Consider the following 18,117-nt stretch of genomic DNA (forward strand, 5'->3'; position numbering starts at 1 on the left):
CAGCGTGAACACTCGTTTTGGCCCGAAATCTATGTTGTAAAACCCGGTGAAGTTTGCGAGCCAGAGTTGGTGATTGAGGATTCAGTGACTGTTTCCACCATCTCCAAAACCGATGAAACCAATGCGCGACATAAGTCGAAAGACTACGTCGCCTGTCTAACCTTTCGCGATATTACCCATCGATATATTCACCAAAAGCGGATGGACTATCTCGCTAATCACGATCCGTTGACAGAAGCCTTTACGCGTGCCCGATTGGAAGAGGAGCTTGTTGCCTACATTGGCGATAGCACATCAAATCGACAGCCGCTGACCCTCGTCCTGCTCGACTTGGACCGATTTAAGAACATCAACGAAACGCTTGGGCATGCGGCCGGTGACGGGGTGCTTAAAGAAGTTGCCAAACGGATGAACGACTTCGGCCTATATAGCGTCGCACGATTGGGGGCTGATCGTTTTGCCGGTGCTTATCCGCAGATTATGGACGAAGCACAAGCGGATGAATTTGCGGAAAAGATCATTGCTTCAATCACGCAACCCTATGCGCTTGATGGTCACCGCGCGTTGTTGGGCGTAAGTGTTGGTTTAACGGACACGCGAAATTCTGGCTTTTTGCCCAACAACCTGATTTCACACGCTGATATGGCACTCTCCGAAGCGAAGAACATGCCTGGCAATAGTCATTTTCTGTTCAAAGCAGAACTTAACGAACGGATCCAAGATCGACAACGGGTCGAAATGGAATTGTTGGACGCCATATCAAAGGATGAATTGCACATTCACTATCAACCGCAAGTGGATATGGCGACTGGACTATGCTTGGGGGCGGAAGCCTTGTTGCGATGGCAACATCCGGAAATGGGGGCTGTGCGTCCTGATCGGTTTATTTCAGTTGCTGAAGACAGTGGCATGATCATTGAAATTGGTCGCTGGGTGCTGGAAAAAGCCTGCATAGATGCAATGACTTGGCCAAAACCGGGCAAGCTTGCTGTGAATGTGTCGGCGGTGCAATTTGAGTATGGCGATGTGGTCGCAGCGATCAAAAAGGCACTTGAAATTTCAAAGCTGCCTGTCGAGCGACTTGATATTGAAATCACCGAAAGCGTGTTTGTTACAAAGCAGGATAAGTTTATTCAAACACTCAACGAGATCGTTGAAATGGGCGTAGGGGTTGCGTTGGATGATTTTGGAACCGGTTACTCTTCCCTGAGCTATCTTAGCCGGTTGCCAGTCGACAAGGTGAAAATCGATCAATCCTTTGTGCGCAACTTGCCTGATGACGAGCAATCCATGGCGATTGTGCAATCTGTTTTGACGCTGTCCGCTGCAATGGACAAGCGCGTTGTTGCCGAAGGCATTGAGACCGAAGCGCAAGCCTGGGTTTTGCGCTTGGCAGGATGTGGCATTGGGCAGGGCTATTTGTTCGGGCGTCCGCAAACCAACGAGAGTTTTTGTGAATTCTTGCGCCGCGATGAACCAAGTGAGTTTTTGCTCAAAGCCACCGGCTAATGGCCATGCCGTTGCCATTTTCGGCAAATATCATGTCTTCCTTATCTTTCAACAAATGGATCCTATTATGCGTTTTTGCTCGCGGCTTGTGTTTTTGCTGGTTTGTTTTTTTGGTGCGGGAGCTGCTCAGGCACAGAATATTCGTGAAATGGCCGGCCAGATGATCTTGATTGGGTTTTTGCACGACAGTGCAAAGTCCGATCAGCAGTCGCAATTGCTCGCTTTGATCCGCAATGGGCAAATCGGCGGCGTGATGTATTTGAAATACAACGTTAAAAGCCTTGCCGAAGTTAGCAAGATGAACAAAGCTTTTTTGCAAACTGGTAGTGAATTCGCCCCCTTTATCGCCATTGATCAAGAAGGTGGTGTTGTTGAAAGATTGACGAGTTCTGTAGGATTTAAAGAGATCCCACGAGCGCGCGACGTTGCGCTGAATATGAACAAAGATAGTGCCCTATCGCTTTACACCGACCTTGCAAAGCGGATGAAAAAACTAGGGTTCAACACCAACTTTGGTCCTGTTGTTGATCTGATTGCAAATCCAAATAACCCCATTATTGCTAAATATGGCCGCGCTTATTCCTCGCGCGCTGACATAACATCAAAGTTTGCACAGGCCTTTGTTGATGGGCATCACCGCGCCGGGATGGTTACGGCGCTAAAACATTTTCCCGGTCATGGCTCCAGTGCTGCGGATTCGCACCTCGGGTTTGTAGACATTTCAAGCAGCTGGACAAGTGCGGAGTATGAACCTTTTGAAACGCTGATCGGGGCAGGCAAAGCCGATATGATCATGGCTGGTCACCTTTATCACAGTGGATATGTGCGTGAAGGTGAGGGGCAAGTGCCGGCAAGTCTTTCCCCTGTGGCGCTGACCAAAGTGTTGCGCCAAGGCATGGGCTTTGATGGTGTGGTGATTTCGGATGATATGGAAATGGGCGCGATTACAAAACACTATGGTTTTGAGGAAGCTATTGTGCGTGCGGTGAACGCGGGCAACGATATTTTGTTGTTTTCTAATACCGTGAAGCCGTCGTTGGGCCTACCGAAGCGCATTTTGGATGTGCTGGAGGCTGAGGCGCGCCGCGATCCTACATTTGCTGACAAAATCTCAGCGAGTTACAGACGCATTGTTGCCCTAAAATCGCGCTTAAACTAGGCTGATGTTGGTTTTGAGATCGAGATCAAGATCCAATTGGCAATGAGGCTTTTGCTTGGCGCGTTTGATCGCTATACATTGTCATAAATCTGAAGCCGGAATCGCATTTATGATGCGGCACAGCAGAACATGAAACGAGCGCAAGAATGACAGAAGAAACCCAGTCAAAACACGTCAAAGCATTATTTATATCTGACGTGCACTTGGGCATGAAAACGATCCGTGTTGATCAGCTTCTTGATTTTCTGCGCTGCTACGACGCGGAAACCATCTATCTTGTGGGTGATATTATCGACGGTTGGCGCTTGCAAAAGAACTGGCGCTGGCCTGCAACCTACAACATTTTGCTGCAAAAGCTGTTGCGCAAAGCGCGAAAAGGCGCCCGCATTGTTTATTTGCCCGGTAATCACGACGAGTATTTGCGCAACTATTTGGGTACCCATTTCGGTGATATCGAAATCGTAGACCGCACGATTCATCACGGGGTTGATGGCAAACGCTATTTGGTTATTCACGGCGATCAGTTTGACGTTGTGGTGCTGCATGCCAAATGGTTGGCGCACTTGGGTGATTGGGCATATAACGCCGCGCTGCGGCTCAACATTGGTATTAATTTTATCCGTCGCAAAATGGGCTTTGGCTATTGGTCGCTTTCCGCATGGGCAAAGCACAAGGTGAAAAATGCAGTTAGTTTCATTGGCCGTTACGAAGAAGCCTTGGCGCTTGAAGCAAAGCGGAGTGGTGTTGATGGCGTGATTTGTGGGCATATTCACCACGCCGATATTCACGATGACTATGGCACACGCTACATTAATACAGGTGACTGGGTGGAAAGCTGCACAGCCATTGTTGAACATCACGATGGCGAGTTTGAATTGATCCGTTGGACTGAAATGGCGCCACCAAAAACTGAAGCACGTCCCAAAAAATCACAAAAAGTGGCCTGAGGTGGCTATGTCGCTTTAAGCGGTTTTGGCCAATTTTGGACGTCAGATCGTTTAAATTTTTGAAATTTTCTCATACCAAAGTATAAAACTGCTTGCTCCAATGTGAAAATCGGGGCAACCATGCCAAGCTTCTTGCACGTCTTTCAAGGTTTGGCTCATGTCCATCGGTGTTCTTTCGCGCTTGTCCTCCTCTGAGGCACGGGCGTCATACTATTACGGTTCCATGTTTTTGGCGGTTGGTGTGGCTGTGCCTTTCTTGCCGCTGTGGTTGCGCCATAAAGGGTTCAGCGACGCAGATATCGGCATTTTAAACGCGATACCTGTGTGGACGATGGTGTTGATCAACATCTTTGTGGGGCGCTTGGCAGACAAAGCAAAAGACTGGCGACAAGTTATTTTGCTGTGCAGTTTGATTGCGGCGTTTGCGCCGTTCTTTTTGTTTGCCGCAAATGATGTCTGGCCAGTCATTGTTGTTTGGACCTTGTGTGTGCTGCCGGTCATGGCATTGTCTCCAATCATTGATGCAGCCACGGTGCGCATGACCAGACGTCGTGGCTCCGATTTTGCCATGATCCGCGTTTGGGGAACCGTTGGCTATGTGGCTGCCAATTTGATTGGTGGATGGTATTTGGGGTGGGCAGGCATTGCGTTGTTTTTGCCCCTGTTTGTAGGTCTAAGCTTCTTGCGTGGCATGGTGGCTTTTCAGTTACCCGCTTTTAGAGCCACAGCGCCAGAAGACGCGCAAATGAAAGAAGAGGCCAAACATGCGCCGCCGCCGCATCCTCTGCAGGCGCAAGAATTTCGGCATATGTTTCGCCCCTGGTTCGTACTCGCCATCATTGGCTCGGCGCTTATTACCGCTTCTCACGGCCCGCTTTATACTTTTGGTTCTCTGTTGTGGGACCAACAGGGCATCGGCAAAGAAGTGATTGGCCCCTTGTGGGCAATTGGTTCTGCTGCTGAAGTCTTGGTGTTTTTGGCGTTTGCGCGGATTGCACGACGGTTTTCGGCCCGTCATTTGATCCTGTTTGCAGCCTTTATGACGTGTTTACGTTGGTTTGGCATGACACTTGAATTGCCCGTTTATGGCTATTTCATCTTGCAAATGCTGCACGCTTTTTCCTTTGGTGTAACTTACTTGGGCACTTTGAATTTCGTGGCCAATTGGACAGCTGAGAAATTTGCCGCTGAAGCACAAAGCACTGTGCAGGTTCTTGCGCAGGGGCTGCTGGCCACTTTGGTGCTTGGCTTTGGTTTTGTTTATGCCCAATTGGGGGCGCATGCCTTTGGCTTGTCTGCAGCGATTGCGGCAATCGGTGGGCTTTGTGTCATGGGATCGCTCTTGCTAGTCAACCCACGTTCTGAAGCTTAGCAAACGCGCTATTTTGATTTCGACTGGGGTCGTTGTTGTTTGCCTGCTTTAGGTCCCGGCTCGTTGGCCGGGACGGTGCGAGGATCAAGGCCTAGAACATGATCTGATCTGACCGCAAAATATAGAACAAACACTCACCCAGCTTACCGTCCCGCGCTTGCTACGGGACCAATAATTGGGGGTAGTTTGCGCGCGCACCTAGTCCCCGTTTTTGCCGGGGTCTGTTAGCAAGTTGGCATGAAAAAGCCCGCATCAAACGATGCGGGCTTTTTTGAATTTGTCAGCTAGTTCGAACTCGCTTTTAGCCAATGCGGCCAAATGCATGGGCGAGCATTGTGTAAACCTTGCCCCGGTCGGAGGTGAGGTGCGCTTGTGTGTCGCGGACAGGGTTTTGTCCACTTGCGGCTTCGCGCAACAGCAATTCGAACTCGCTCATGAAATCGCGTGCTGTATTGGCAAACTCATCATCACGCTTTAGTTTTTTGCGCACGTCGTCAAATGTGCCTTGGCCAGCAAGGGTGTAAAGGCGACGTGAGAAGACTTCAGTTTGGCCATTTTGATAACGCATCCATGCGTCTTCCAGCGCTTTTTGGTCCACAGCAGCAATCATTTCGCTGGTAAGGCTATTGAGGTTGCCACCGCGCTGTTGTTGCTGTGTTTCAGCCTGTTGGTTGGCTTCAGCGTTACGCAATAGGCTGCGCACCCAGCTGTCTCCATCCTGACTTTGTGCAGGAGCTGGTTTGGGTTGAACCGGCGCGTGTGTTGCGCGTTCTGGTGCAGCTTGCTGGCGCAAGGGCTGGCGGGCAGCCGCTTGGGCCTGCGTTTTTTGCTGTTCAGCTTCAATCTGACGTTCCAGCAGGGCAGCGATCTGTTCTGAAGATATATCCTCATCGCGTGCCGGTGTTGCTGGCTCTGGGTTGCGTTTTGGCGGCGTTGGCCGGCTTTGTTCCACGGGACGCGGTGCAGGTTGTTGCACTTCTTGTTGCACTGGCTGGCGCGGAATTTCGCGTTTTGGTGCAGGAGGTGTTGGCTCCTGGCGTGTGGGGGCGGCAGCTGCTGTGTAGCTGTGTGAACTTGATTGGGCGTTGACGATGTTATTCAACTCGCTCAAAGCTTCAATTTGTTCAGCAACGACGCGGCGCATGGCGGCAGCGCTTGCTTTTGTCTCTTCAGGCAGCTCCAGCATACCGCGTTGCAATTCGCCACGGGTGGCTTGCAGTTCTTCGTTCATTTGGCCGGCAGTTTGGCGCATGGCTTGTGCCGTTTCGTTGAACTGAGCGGTGGCCTGGCGGATAGCGTCTTGCATTTCTTCCACCAACGCTTTTTGCGTCTGCTGAACAGCTGCTTGCGCGCGCTGACTTTCAATGCCAGCAGTTTCGGTGAGGGTGCGCAGGTTGTTGGACACAGATGAAGATGCACCGCGAACTGTTTCGTCCAACGCTTCTTGTGTTGCGTTGATCCGCTGTTCTGCCTCGTTGACTGTTTCAGCCAATGAGCGGGCAAAGATCCGCAGACGAGAGTCAATTTCTTCAGCGCGGTTTGTAAAGCCTTGTGCCAATGCATCAAGTGCAGTGCGGCCGCCTTCAATGGTTTCTATAGATACCATGCTGGCGCTTGTAAGGTCACGTGCGGCATCGGTGAAGCCGTGTGCTTGCCCTTCAAGTGAATGTTTGACCTCGCCAACTTCTGCCAACAATCCGCTGATGGTAGCCTGTAGGGCAGAAACGTGATCGCTCATCAAGCGACCCGCGTCATCGGTGCCTGCAAGCGCGTCGCGTACTGCATCTGAGTAGCGGGCAGTGTGCTGGCCGATGTTGCCTTCAAGCGTTGCCAAATTATTGCCCGATGTCTCAAGCACCTGCTGCAAGAGCATGTTTGAATCGTTGAGTTTGGCCAAGGCGCGCGTCACATCTTCTTCAATGCGAGCTGTTGAGGTGGACATAATGTCCTCAGCACTGATGGCAGAGCTTTCAAGTGCAGCATTGAGCACGTTTTTATGGTTGGCCAAACGGTCATCGAGCTCGTTGGCTTTTTGATCGATCAATTTCGACAGGGTTTCAGACTGCAAGGCGACAATGCGGTTCATGTTGCTTGATTTGTCTGCAAGCTCTTGAGCCGTGGCGACGCCACGCACTTCCACCAAATCTTGCAATTTGTCGCTTACAGCGTTCATTTGCTGCATGGCGTTGCGCACCAATTGGTCCATGCGGGTTGCGGTCACTTCCACATCAGAGGAAATGTCAGCGGTCATGCCGGCAAGTTTTTCCTCAAGCGATGCAGCGATGCGCCCCGCGCCTTCATCGATGTTTGACATGGTTTTGCCAAGGGCTGAGGAAACCGAAGAGTTGATTTCGTTCAAGCGCTCTGCTGTTGCGTTTGCGCGCGCCGCAATTGTGTCAGGCAAGGTGCCGAGTTTTTCGTCGATCGTGCGGCTGAAGTTTTCAGCCGTTGCTGCCAAGCTTGTTTCGCTCTGTGTTGCGCTTGATTCAATGTTTTCAACCGCGCTGCTGGCTGATGCGGCAAGGCGTTTTTCGCTGTCGCTGATGCGGCCTTCAACAGATTTGTTCAAGCTGTTGAGCGTTGCAGCCAAGCGTTGCTCGCCGTCAGAAACGCGTGTTTCAACACTTGAAGCAAGGTTTTCAACAGTAGAAGACAAGCGCTGTTCGCTGTCTGCAACCCGGGTTTCAACAGTTGACGTAAGATTTTCAACTGACGAAGACAGACGTTGCTCGCCATCTGACATCCGGTTTTCAATCGATGAAACAAGGTTTTGCGTCGCTTCGTTGAATTGGGCTTCGCTTCCGGCCACGCGCTCTTGAATGCTGGACGTGAGCTGATTGACCGAGGTGGTGAGACGTTCTTCGGTTTCTGCCACACGCTCTTCGGTCTCACTTGTGAGCCCTTGCATGGTCATTGTCAGGCGGGCTTCGCTATTCGATACGCTATTTTCAATAGACGATGTGAGGTGCTGAGTTGCACGGCCCAGCGTTTCCGCAGATTTGAGAACGCGGCCTGCAATGGTTTTATCCAATTGCGTTGTGGCTGTTTCAAATGTCTCTGTTGACTGGGAAAGGGCGTTTTCAACTTTGCCAGCCAGACGGTCGGTGCTTTCTTCGATGCTTGAAATAGCGCTGGTCACTTTGCCAGCCACACCATGTTCAGCGTCTGAGAGACGGGCAATCGCGCCATCAATTTCAGTGCCAAGATGCGCGTTTACTTCAGCAACTTTGTTCTCGATCATGGAAGACACTTGCTGGGTGCGTGTTTCCATTGTTTGGTTCACGTTGCGCAAGCTTGCATCAATTTCGTCGCGGAACTTCTCGCCAGACAGATCAAACGTTGCTGATAGCTCTTCAGTGCGCTGATGCATTTGCGCGCTAAGTGTAGAGGCGCCAGACTGCAATCGCTCGTTAAAAGTTTCTGTGTGCGTGACAAGAGTTTCCTCAAGCGCCTTGGCGTTTTTGGTGAGGCTAGCGCTATTTTGGTCGATTGTATCGATCAGTTTGCCGCCTTTTTCGCTAACGATCTCATCCATTGATTTTAGACGGCTATCCAAAATCACAGCAACTTCGTCTACGCGCGATGTAAGTTGAGCAGCGGTTTCGTCACCAGCTGTTTTCAGCAAGATGCGGGCATCCTCTGCGCGCTCTTCCAATACGCCACCAATTTGCAGCAGCGCTGATTGTACGCTGCTTTCCAAATTGTTGGTTTGGATGGCTAGGGTCTCGTCAAATCGTGTGCCAAATTCGCTCAAGCTGTTTTGAGCGCTGGCCGAATTGTCCAGAACGCTCTTGGCTAGAGATTTTCCAACGGCGGTCATTTGGTTTGAAATCTCTTCGCCGCGCAATGTCATATCCACCAGAACGGCTTCGCCTGATGCCCGCAAGACATTGCTCAGTTTCGCGCTTTGTGTGTCTACGGCAGCAGTAATAGCCGAAGCACCATTCTCAAACGTGCCGGTCAGCGCCAAAATGCGGTTGTCCACATTAGAGCTGAATTGATCTGTGCCTTTATCAAGCGCTGCGGTCAAAAGATTGGACTTTTGATCGAATAGGCTGGTGAAGGCATTGGTGTTTTTGTCGAGTAGCTGTGCAACATTGTGCATTTGCTCATCCACCAAGGTGCCAAAGCCGTCCGTGCGCTCAAGCAGAACCTGGTCAAGCTGCGCAGAACGCGCCGAAATCATGCGATCAAGCTTTTCGTTGCGCTCATCAAATGAAGACTGCAGCTCCATGGTGCGGCCCGCAAGGGTGCTGTCCAATGCAGAAGTTCTGTCTTCAATTGATGCTTCAAGCTGGTTGGTGCGGTTGGCCAACACGTGATCGAACTCGCCAGTGCGTTCGGCGATAAGGGACGCCAAATTTGCGGTACGTTCATCAACTGTTATGTTGAGTTTTTCAGTGCTGTCCTCAAGTGCGGCAACCAAATCAACCTGTCGGTTTTGGATGGTTTCATCAAGGTTGCGGGCGCGTTCAGCAATGGCGCCATCAATTGTGGTGCCTGCTGCATGGACGGCTTGGGTAACGTCTTTTTTCTGCGTTTCGATCGTTGAGGTAATATTGCCACCAACGGTTTTCATTTGGTCAACGAATGCGCTGCCAACGGTGTCCAATTTTGTGGCAAAATCGGCATGTACATCGGAAATGGCTTCCCGCACACGCTCTGAATTGGTGACCACCGCATTGCGTTGTGACGCCAACTCTTCAATAAGCGAGCGCATGCGCAATTCATTGTCTGCATAGGTGCGCTCAAGCGAGTTTACTTCGTTGTGGACCATTACTTCAAGCTCGCTGGCGCGAGACAATGCACGCTCCAGCCCGTCACCAATGGCGTTCACTTCGCGGCGAACGGCCTGACCAACGGTTTTGATTTGTTGAGAAGCGGTTGCTTCTGGCTCAGTTAAGCGCATGGCCGCTTGCGTCATTGATGAGGCGGCAAGACGTAAATCGTTGGCGCGTTTGGTCATGGTGGCAATTGCAAAAAATGCCAAGATTGGAATGATCAGCAGTGCGCAATAGGTTGCAAACTCTGGCGTGCGCAGGGTTTCAGCAAAAAGCGATGCGTCGCCAAATCCGGCGCCAAACTGGAAAAAGCCCAATGTGAGAATGATCAGAGCCCACACAATTGAGGCGAGTGCGGCGACCCAATATGGCGTGGATGTCGATTTTGATTGCAAAGAATAAAGAATGCCAGCTGCGCTCGAGCGGTCATCATTTGCGATGCCTTGCGTGCGCGCAGCAATGCGCTCGGCAGAGCGGGTGCGGCTTGGCGTAGGTTTGGGTTGGGAGGGGGGTGTATCCTTTGCGGGGTTCTTTACCGCCGCTGAACCTTCCAACGCACTTTCCACTGCTGAGAAAGCGAGTGATGCTGGGTCTTTTGGTGTTGAACCACTATTCTTTGCCATACTCGATACTACCTTTGCGTCCGCACACGTCCCAACAAGGCGGCTAAGGTGAGCTTTGGCAATTCGTGTTTGATGGTTAAAACACGCCCGAAGCGTCCCCCGGAGAAATCTAACACGTTTAAAAACAACGTGTTTTTGGCCAAACACTCAACGCCGCCGAACGTTGGTATCATTTCTTTATACACTTTTTCGACGTTGAACTTATCTTTTTATTAATAAATGGTTAACGCGTCAAAGCATGGGTTCACTAAGACGTCCAAATATGCCGGATTTGTGACGCTTAAGCCCATGTTCACCCCTCAATGATAAAGTTGTGCAAAGTTTTGTTGAGTAAATTGAGTAGGGCGTAAAAATGGCCAAAGCTGTATTGGCGGCAAATGGAGTTTCCAGTTACAAAAATGATGATCACCACCGTTGGATTGATCTGGTGTTTCTGGGGCGCCAAACAATGGGCCAAAAGTCGCTCGAAATTGAAATTCTGAAGCTCTTTAAATCGCAACTTGAAATTCATCTCGCACAATTGGCTCATATGGAAGATGAATCACAATTGCGGGTGCGTTTGCATACCATCAAGGGCGCTGCTTTTGGCGTTGGAGCCAATGAAGTTGCTCAACTTGCTGCAAAAGCTGAAAAAGAACTGCTCAGCAACGGGCATGTGCAACCGGGCGGGATGGATCGCCTGCGCCAAGCGGTACGACAAACTAGCGACTTTATAAGCCATCTCCTTGAAACTTAGGCACACTAAAGCCTAATCGTCTGCTCCATTTTTTGGTGTGATTGTTTATCGCGCTGTCTTAGGGCGAGGCGCCGCTTGCCCACAATTGATTTGGGCGATATAGAACGGGCTGAGTTCAGATAAAGGAAGTCCTGCATGGCCAAAATTACATATGTCGAATCCAATGGCACCCGGCACGAAGTTGAAGCTGAAAATGGCTCTACCGTGATGGAAAATGCTGTACGCAACGATGTACCCGGGATTGTGGCTGAATGCGGTGGCGCTTGCACGTGTGCTACTTGTCACGTGTATGTGGATGATGCATGGACGGCTAAGGCTGGTGGCCCTTCTGTAATGGAAGAAGACATGCTGGACTTTGCTTTTGATGTGAATGACAACAGCCGATTGTCTTGCCAAATCAAGGTTTCAGATGAGCTGGATGGGCTTGTTGTGCATGTACCTGAAAACCAGGCATAGGTTTTCTCAAAATCCAATTTGAGAAGAATTTTTCTACTGATTGTGTGATTATTGAGATCAAATTGCTCCGAATATGGTGAAATGCTTCCTTGGCGTTTCATCATCTTTGATATTGGTAGAATAAAGAAAAATCTAACAATTTCAGTGACTTGGCATTGGCTTGAGTCTGCACTATTTTAGCGGCATCGATTAATCGAGGTCGCAATATGACACGCTTAGGCATTTTCCCCGTTTCTTACAAAGTTCGGGGCAAGAAAATCATCATCGTAGGTGGCGGCGCTGAAGCGCTGGCCAAAGCGCGTTTGGCCATCAAAACCGATGCGCATGTCGTTGTTATCGCCCGCAAAATTGAAGCTGATTTCTCCTCCCTTGACCTTGAAAATGTCCATTTCGACGTGCGCGAAGAAGTGTTCGCCGCCCATCATTTGCACAATGCAGCTTTGGTGTTTGTGGGTGATGAGGGGCCAGATGCGGAGATCGCCAAACGGTTGGCGAAAGAGGCCGGTTTGCCGCTCAATGTGGTGGACCAACCTGACCTGTGTGACTTCTTCACCCCAGCCATTGTTGATCGTGCACCGATTTCTGTCGCCATCTCATCAGAAGGTGAAGCACCGGTTTTAGCGCGCTTGGTCCGGGCCCAAATTGAAGCAGCGCTTCCTTTGCATTTGGGCAAATTGGCGAGTCTTGCTGGTGGGTTGCGTCATCTGGTTGAGAAATTGATTCATTCGGGCGACCGTCGTCGGAAATTCTATCAGGAGCTTTTGGCGTCGCCTCAGGTTGAAGTTGCGCTGGGTGCTGGCGATCAAGATAAGGCCAATCAATGGGCAAATCATTTGTTGGTGGATCACGCCAATGTTGATCAGCGCAGTGGTTTTGTACATTTGGTTGGTGCGGGGCCGGGGGCTGAAGATTTGCTGACCCTTCGAGCACAACGGGTGTTGCAAAGCGCAGATGTGATTGTGCACGACCAATTGGTGCCAGAAGGTGTGGTGCAAATGGGCCGCCGTGATGCAGAGCGGGTGCCAGTTGGCAAGGCCAAGGGTCGCCATTCCTTCACCCAAAAGCGGATCAATAAATTGCTCGTGCAATTGGCTCAAGAGGGCAAACAAGTTGTGCGGCTAAAGTCTGGCGATCCGATGATCTTTGGTCGTGCAGCAGAAGAAATTGAAGCAATGGATGCAGCTGGTGTTGAATATGCCATCGTGCCCGGTGTCACTGCAGCGGCAGCTGCAGCTTCGGATGCACATTTGCCCGTGACCTTGCGCAATGTGGCATCTGGCGTTGTTTACGCAACGGCGCATGGTGCTAACGACACAGCCGTGACCCATTGGGCGACATTGGCCAAGTCTGGCCTGACCCTTGGCATTTACATGGGCAAGTCGATCATGAAAGAGGTTGCTGCTCAGCTTATTGCTGAAGGCCTTTCAAGCACCACGCACGTGGGCATTGTGGTGAACGCAGGACGCGCCAATAGCGAGCGATGTTTGTCGAGCCTTCAAGAAATTTCAAATCAAGCGCCGCAATTGGCAGACGGTCCAGCGATTGTATTTGTTGGGGAAGCTGTCGCCAGCGGCAAATGGCTGAACGAGATTGAGCAGCCTTCAAATGAATTAGAATTAGATGGGGATACGCGCCCTGACATGCAGGTGGCGTAGAGGAATGAAAAATATGAATGCGATTACAGCGAACGAATTGATTTCAGGTGCCGTTGTGTACCTTTACGAAACTGGCGAATTTGGCGTCGACTTGCAAAAAGCCAAACTTTTTGGAGCTGACGAGCAAGATGTGCGCGATGCATCGCTTGAAAAGACGTTGAAAAATCCACGACTTGTAAGCGTGGAAGCAATTGCTGTTGAGGTGAGCGAAACCGGCACTGTTTGGGCCAACCGTTTGCGTGAACAAATTCGGGCCAACGGCCCAACTGTTGGTGGCTTTGCCCGTCAGACCCTAGAAGGAGCCGATCATGTATCGCTATGATGAATTTGATGCGGCCTTCGTCCGTCAGCGCACAGAGCAGTTTTCTCACCAAGTGCAGCGCCGTTTGTCCGGTGAATTGACTGAAGAGCAATTCCGCCCCCTGCGGTTGATGAATGGTCTTTATTTGCAACTGCACGCCTATATGCTGCGGGTTGCGGTGCCTTATGGCACGCTCAATTCAACGCAAATGCGCAAGCTTGCCTATATTGCCCGCACCTATGACCGGGGCTATGGACACTTCACCACGCGCCAAAACATCCAATACAATTGGCCCAAACTAAAAGACGTGCCAGCGATTTTGGAAGAATTGGCCAGCGTTGAAATGCACGCGATCCAAACATCGGGTAACTGTATCCGCAATGTGACCACAGACCAGTTTGCGGGCGCTGCTGCTGACGAGATTATTGATCCACGTCCAGTTGCTGAGATCATCCGTCAATGGTCGAGCTTGCACCCGGAATTCAGCTATTTGCCGCGTAAATTCAAAATCGCGATCACTGGCGCACCGCAAGATCGTGCTGCGGTGAAGTTTCACGATATTGGCCTGATGGCCGCAACCAACGATGCGGGTGACGTGGGTTGGCGCGTTTTTGTGGGTGGCGGTTTGGGCCGTACCCCAATGGTGGCCAAAGAGATTTCAGATTATGTGCCGCATGAGTACTTGTTGCCCTATTTGGAAGCGATTTTGCGCGTTTATAATATGTATGGTCGTCGCGACAATAAGTATAAAGCGCGGATCAAAATCCTTGTGCATGAAACAGGTATTGAGACCATTCGTGAGCAAGTTGAAGCCGAGTTTGCTGAAATCAAAGAAGGTGTGTTGAAACTGCCGCAAGGTGAGTTGACGCGGATCACAGAGTATTTTGCAGAACCAGCGTTTCAACCGCAAACAGACACAAAGATTGACATCGCACAGTTTGAAGCAACGGACAGTGCCTATGCGCGCTTCCTAAAGCACAATCTGCACCCCCACGCTAAAGAGGGGTACACCAGCGTCACCATCTCGCTGAAGCCAATTGGTGGTGTGCCGGGTGATGCAACAGACACGCAAATGGAAGCAGTGGCAGATTTGGCGGAGCAATATAGCTTTGACGAGTTGCGCGTTTCCCACGAGCAAAACTTGGTGTTGCCGCACGTGGCGATCAAAGATGTGCGCACTGTTTATGACGCACTGGTGGCCAACAAATTGCAAGAAGGCAATGCGGGCCTGATCTCTGACATTATCGCATGCCCAGGCCTTGATTATTGCGCCTTGGCAAATGCCCGCTCGATCCCAATCGCGCAAGCCATTTCAGAGAAGTTTGCGGACCGCGAAGAAGAATTTGGCGAATTGAAGCTGAAAATTTCAGGCTGCATCAACGCTTGTGGTCACCACCACGTGGGCCACATCGGCATTTTGGGTGTGGAGAAAAAAGGCACCGAGCTTTATCAAATCACCGTGGGTGGTGATGCGACGGAACATGCGACTGTTGGCTCCATTTTGGGCCGTGGTGTGACAGCTGAAGAAGTGCCGGGCGCACTTGAGAAACTGCTCGACCGCTATATGGCGGAGCGCCAAGGCGCTGATGAGACGTTCATTCAAGCCTATCGCCGGTTGGGTGACGCACCATTTAAGGAGGCGCTTTATGGCTAGTTCAAACCTGGCTCACGCCCAAACAGCAAAGCCCCGGCCAACTGATCTTGAATTGGTGGCGCTAAATGGCATGTTTGACGAAAAAGACGGCTTGTCCGTGCTGCGCCATGCTTTGACCGGTGATGTATCGCCTGCGCCCATTGCTATGGTTTCTTCGTTTGGGGCCGACAGTTCGGTTTTGTTGCACATGGTTGCGCAAATCAACCCGCATCAAGAAGTGCTGTTTTTGGAAACGGGCAAGCATTTTGCTGAAACGCTTGAGTATATCGAGATCATGAAGAAGCACCTTGGCTTGACCAATGTGCGTTTTCTTGAGCCAGACACAAAAGACGTTGAGCGGTTTGATGCAAAGGGTGACCTTTGGAAATCCGATCCGGATAGCTGCTGCCATATTCGTAAAACCGAGCCGCTTGATACAGCGCTTAAAACCTACGGTGGTTGGGTGACAGGGCGTAAGCGCTTCCAAACCAATGATCGGGGCGTGTTGCCACACTTTGAATTGACCACGGATGAGCGGGTTAAGGTGAACCCGCTTGCCTATTGGGACAATGATGATGTGGCCGCTTATCGCCAAGAGCATGGCTTGCCTGCGCACCCATTGTTCCTTAAAGGCTTCTTGTCGATCGGTTGCGAGCCTTGCACGTCTATCGTGAAAGAGGGGGAAGACCCTCGTTCTGGCCGTTGGCGGGGCAAAGATAAAACCGAATGTGGTATCCATTTTGATGTGAGCGGCAAGATCGCCCATCCAACAGTTGAAATTGGGCAAAAACCAATGAATTTGTTCAAAGACGGTGCATTTGTTGCCGATTTGTGGCGTGATCTAAAAGAAGACGAAGCCTTGCATGATCTGCATCATGTTCATGTGCCGCTGAGTGTTTATGTTGCCAACAAAGCTGAGATTGATGCAAATCCGCGTGATTTGGGTTTGATTTTGGCACCGGGTGACGATGTGGATGCTTTGGGTGAAGACGCGAAGCGTTTCACCTCGATTGTGGTTGAGTTCCCAGCCTTTACCGATGGGCGGGGGTATTCTTATGCCCGTTTGTTGCGTGAGCGCTACGGCTATGAGAATGAACTGCGCGCCCGTGGCGACATTTTGACCGATCAGGTAGCCTATTTCCTTAGATGTGGGTTCGATGCCTTGACTGTTCAAAATGAAGCGACCAAAAAGGCACTGCAGGAGAATGACCTTGGTTCGGTCACGCTCTTCATGCAACCTATTGGGGCATCGCAAGAGGTGCCTGTTGGAACACGTCCGTTCTTGCGGCGGGCAAAATAGAAAACTTACTGGGTGGTCCAGCGCCCGCGATAAAATACGAAGAGAGTATGAGAAATGAGCGAGCGTGAGATTGTCACCGATGTGGTGATCATCGGTGCCGGCCCTGTTGGTCTTTTTGCCGTTTTTGAATTGGGCTTGTTGGACATTAAATGCCACCTAATCGATATTTTGGACAAACCAGGCGGCCAATGTGCCGAGCTTTATCCAGAAAAGCCGATCTATGATATTCCAGCTTTTCCAGAAATTTCTGGGCAGGAGCTGACGAACAACCTGTTGCAGCAAGCGGAGCCGTTTGGCCCCACGTACCATTATAACCAAATGGTCACCGAGCTTGAGAAGCAGGAAGACGGCTCGTACATCGTTAAGACCGACGACAATCAAACCTTCAAATGTAAGGTTGTGGTGATTGCTGCGGGCGGTGGTTCATTCCAGCCTAAGCGTCCGCCTGTGCCAGAGATCGAAAACTTTGAGAACAAATCTGTGTTTTACGCTGTGCGTCGCCGCGACGAGTTCCGCGACCATGACATTGTGATTGTTGGCGGGGGCGATAGTGCGCTGGATTGGACGTTGAACTTGGCTGAAATCGCCAAGTCTGTGACCCTTGTGCACCGTCGCGATAGTTTCCGTGCCCATACTGATAGCGTGAATAAAATGCGCGCTTTGGTTGAAGCGGGCAAAATCAAGTTTGAACTTGGTCAAATCGCCAACCTTGAAGGTGAAGACGGTCAAATTACAGCCGTCAATATCAAGTCTAAAGACGGCGAGAAATCGCTGCCAGCAACCCGTTTGCTGCCGTTCTTTGGTCTCACCATGAAGTTGGGTCCCGTTGCTGACTGGGGCCTCAATCTGCATGAAAATCTAATCAATGTGGACACGGAAAAATTCACCACATCCGAAGAAGGTATCTTTGCGATTGGTGACATCAACTACTATCCGGGCAAGCTAAAGCTCATCCTTTCGGGCTTCCATGAAGCTGCGTTGATGGCGCAAGCCGCGAAGAAAATTATCCATCCGGATCAAAAGGTTGTGTTCCAATACACCACCTCTTCAACCAGCTTGCAAAAGAAGCTTGGAGTTAAATAATGCGCGTTTATGTGACAGATCTTGACGGCAAAGAGCACGAACTTGAAGCCCTTGAAGGCTGGCGGGTAATGGAAGTTATCCGCGATTGGGAATTGCCCATTAAAGCCGAGTGTGGCGGCGCTTGCGCGTGCGCCACCTGTCACGTTTTCGTTGCCCCCGAATGGGAAGACAAGTTGCACCCAGCAACCGACGAGGAAGAGGACATGCTGGACACCGTGCCAGATGTTCAAGAAAACTCTCGCCTGTCTTGCCAAATTCTGATGAGCGAAGAACTTGATGGCCTAAAGGTTTCTTTGGCCCCAAGCTCCAAGCCAGAAGAAAAAGTGGCATAATTGATCTCAAGGCGGCTCTTTTTTGAGCCGCCGTTGGTCGCTTCGCTCCCGACCCCGGCACCCCCGCCGATTGGTGCGTCTCAAAGATTCTGTGCAAGCGAGGGATAAGATGGACGAAACAACTTGTTGTTGAGGACCTCGGACAACTTTTTGGCCGCGCCCGTGCAGGCGCAGCAAATCGGAGCGCGCGGTCATACGAGTGTGTTTAGCGCATCATGCGATTTGTGGTA

Annotated in this window: 13 protein-coding genes; 12 read left to right on the plus strand and 1 reads right to left on the minus strand. The window is 50.8% G+C overall.

From position 1 onward, the window contains the following. The 4 genes from Q0231_RS05915 to Q0231_RS05930 form a co-directional block, all read left to right on the plus strand. Positions 1–1,509: bifunctional diguanylate cyclase/phosphodiesterase (locus Q0231_RS05915; protein ID WP_299346268.1), on the plus strand; the 1,509-nt coding region annotated here is incomplete at its 5' end. A gap of 67 nt (positions 1,510–1,576) precedes the next feature. Beyond that, positions 1,577–2,668, plus strand: a complete 1,092-nt coding sequence (locus tag Q0231_RS05920) for a glycoside hydrolase family 3 N-terminal domain-containing protein (RefSeq protein WP_299346270.1) — start codon at positions 1,577–1,579, stop codon at positions 2,666–2,668. Between the two features lie 146 nt (positions 2,669–2,814). After that, positions 2,815–3,615: a UDP-2,3-diacylglucosamine diphosphatase gene (locus Q0231_RS05925; protein ID WP_269393812.1), complete on the plus strand. Its 801-nt coding sequence runs from the start codon at positions 2,815–2,817 to the stop codon at positions 3,613–3,615. A 157-nt stretch (positions 3,616–3,772) separates the two neighbouring features. After that, the gene (locus Q0231_RS05930) at positions 3,773–4,987 is read left to right on the plus strand and encodes an MFS transporter (RefSeq protein ID WP_299346275.1); all 1,215 of its coding nucleotides are present in this window, start codon (positions 3,773–3,775) and stop codon (positions 4,985–4,987) included. Between the two features lie 301 nt (positions 4,988–5,288). Here the strand turns inward: Q0231_RS05930 and Q0231_RS05935 are convergent, their stop codons facing one another. Then, complete coding sequence (locus Q0231_RS05935; protein WP_299346278.1) at positions 5,289–10,391, minus strand: hypothetical protein; 5,103 nt, start codon at positions 10,389–10,391, stop codon at positions 5,289–5,291. A 352-nt stretch (positions 10,392–10,743) separates the two neighbouring features. Between Q0231_RS05935 and Q0231_RS05940 the strand changes: the two genes are divergently transcribed. From Q0231_RS05940 to Q0231_RS05975, 8 genes are all read left to right on the plus strand, one after another. After that, entirely contained in the window at positions 10,744–11,127 is a 384-nt protein-coding gene (locus tag Q0231_RS05940; RefSeq protein WP_269393815.1) for an Hpt domain-containing protein, read from the plus strand. 135 nt (positions 11,128–11,262) lie between these two features. Next, positions 11,263–11,583 (plus strand): 2Fe-2S iron-sulfur cluster-binding protein, encoded by a 321-nt coding sequence (locus Q0231_RS05945; RefSeq protein ID WP_269393816.1) that lies wholly within the window; start codon positions 11,263–11,265, stop codon positions 11,581–11,583. 206 nt (positions 11,584–11,789) lie between these two features. Next, the gene (gene cysG, locus Q0231_RS05950; protein WP_299346282.1) at positions 11,790–13,238 is read left to right on the plus strand and encodes a siroheme synthase CysG; all 1,449 of its coding nucleotides are present in this window, start codon (positions 11,790–11,792) and stop codon (positions 13,236–13,238) included. Positions 13,239–13,242: 4 nt separating this feature from the next. Further along, entirely contained in the window at positions 13,243–13,560 is a 318-nt protein-coding gene (locus Q0231_RS05955) for a DUF2849 domain-containing protein (protein ID WP_269393818.1), read from the plus strand. Next, a complete protein-coding gene (locus Q0231_RS05960; RefSeq protein WP_299346286.1) occupies positions 13,547–15,193 on the plus strand; it encodes a nitrite/sulfite reductase in 1,647 nt (548 codons plus the stop codon). Before Q0231_RS05955 ends, Q0231_RS05960 begins: the two co-directional genes overlap by 14 nt. Then, the gene (locus tag Q0231_RS05965) at positions 15,186–16,472 is read left to right on the plus strand and encodes a phosphoadenylyl-sulfate reductase (RefSeq protein ID WP_299346289.1); all 1,287 of its coding nucleotides are present in this window, start codon (positions 15,186–15,188) and stop codon (positions 16,470–16,472) included. The genes Q0231_RS05960 and Q0231_RS05965 overlap by 8 nt, the downstream gene beginning before the upstream one ends. A gap of 54 nt (positions 16,473–16,526) precedes the next feature. Continuing rightward, positions 16,527–17,555: an NAD(P)/FAD-dependent oxidoreductase gene (locus Q0231_RS05970; protein ID WP_299346292.1), complete on the plus strand. Its 1,029-nt coding sequence runs from the start codon at positions 16,527–16,529 to the stop codon at positions 17,553–17,555. After that, positions 17,555–17,887 (plus strand): 2Fe-2S iron-sulfur cluster-binding protein, encoded by a 333-nt coding sequence (locus tag Q0231_RS05975; RefSeq protein WP_269393822.1) that lies wholly within the window; start codon positions 17,555–17,557, stop codon positions 17,885–17,887. The genes Q0231_RS05970 and Q0231_RS05975 overlap by 1 nt, the downstream gene beginning before the upstream one ends. The last annotated feature ends 230 nt before the right edge of the window (positions 17,888–18,117 follow it).

This window comes from uncultured Maritalea sp. (assembly GCF_937139385.1).
Taxonomy (GTDB): domain Bacteria; phylum Pseudomonadota; class Alphaproteobacteria; order Rhizobiales; family Devosiaceae; genus Maritalea; species Maritalea porphyrae_A.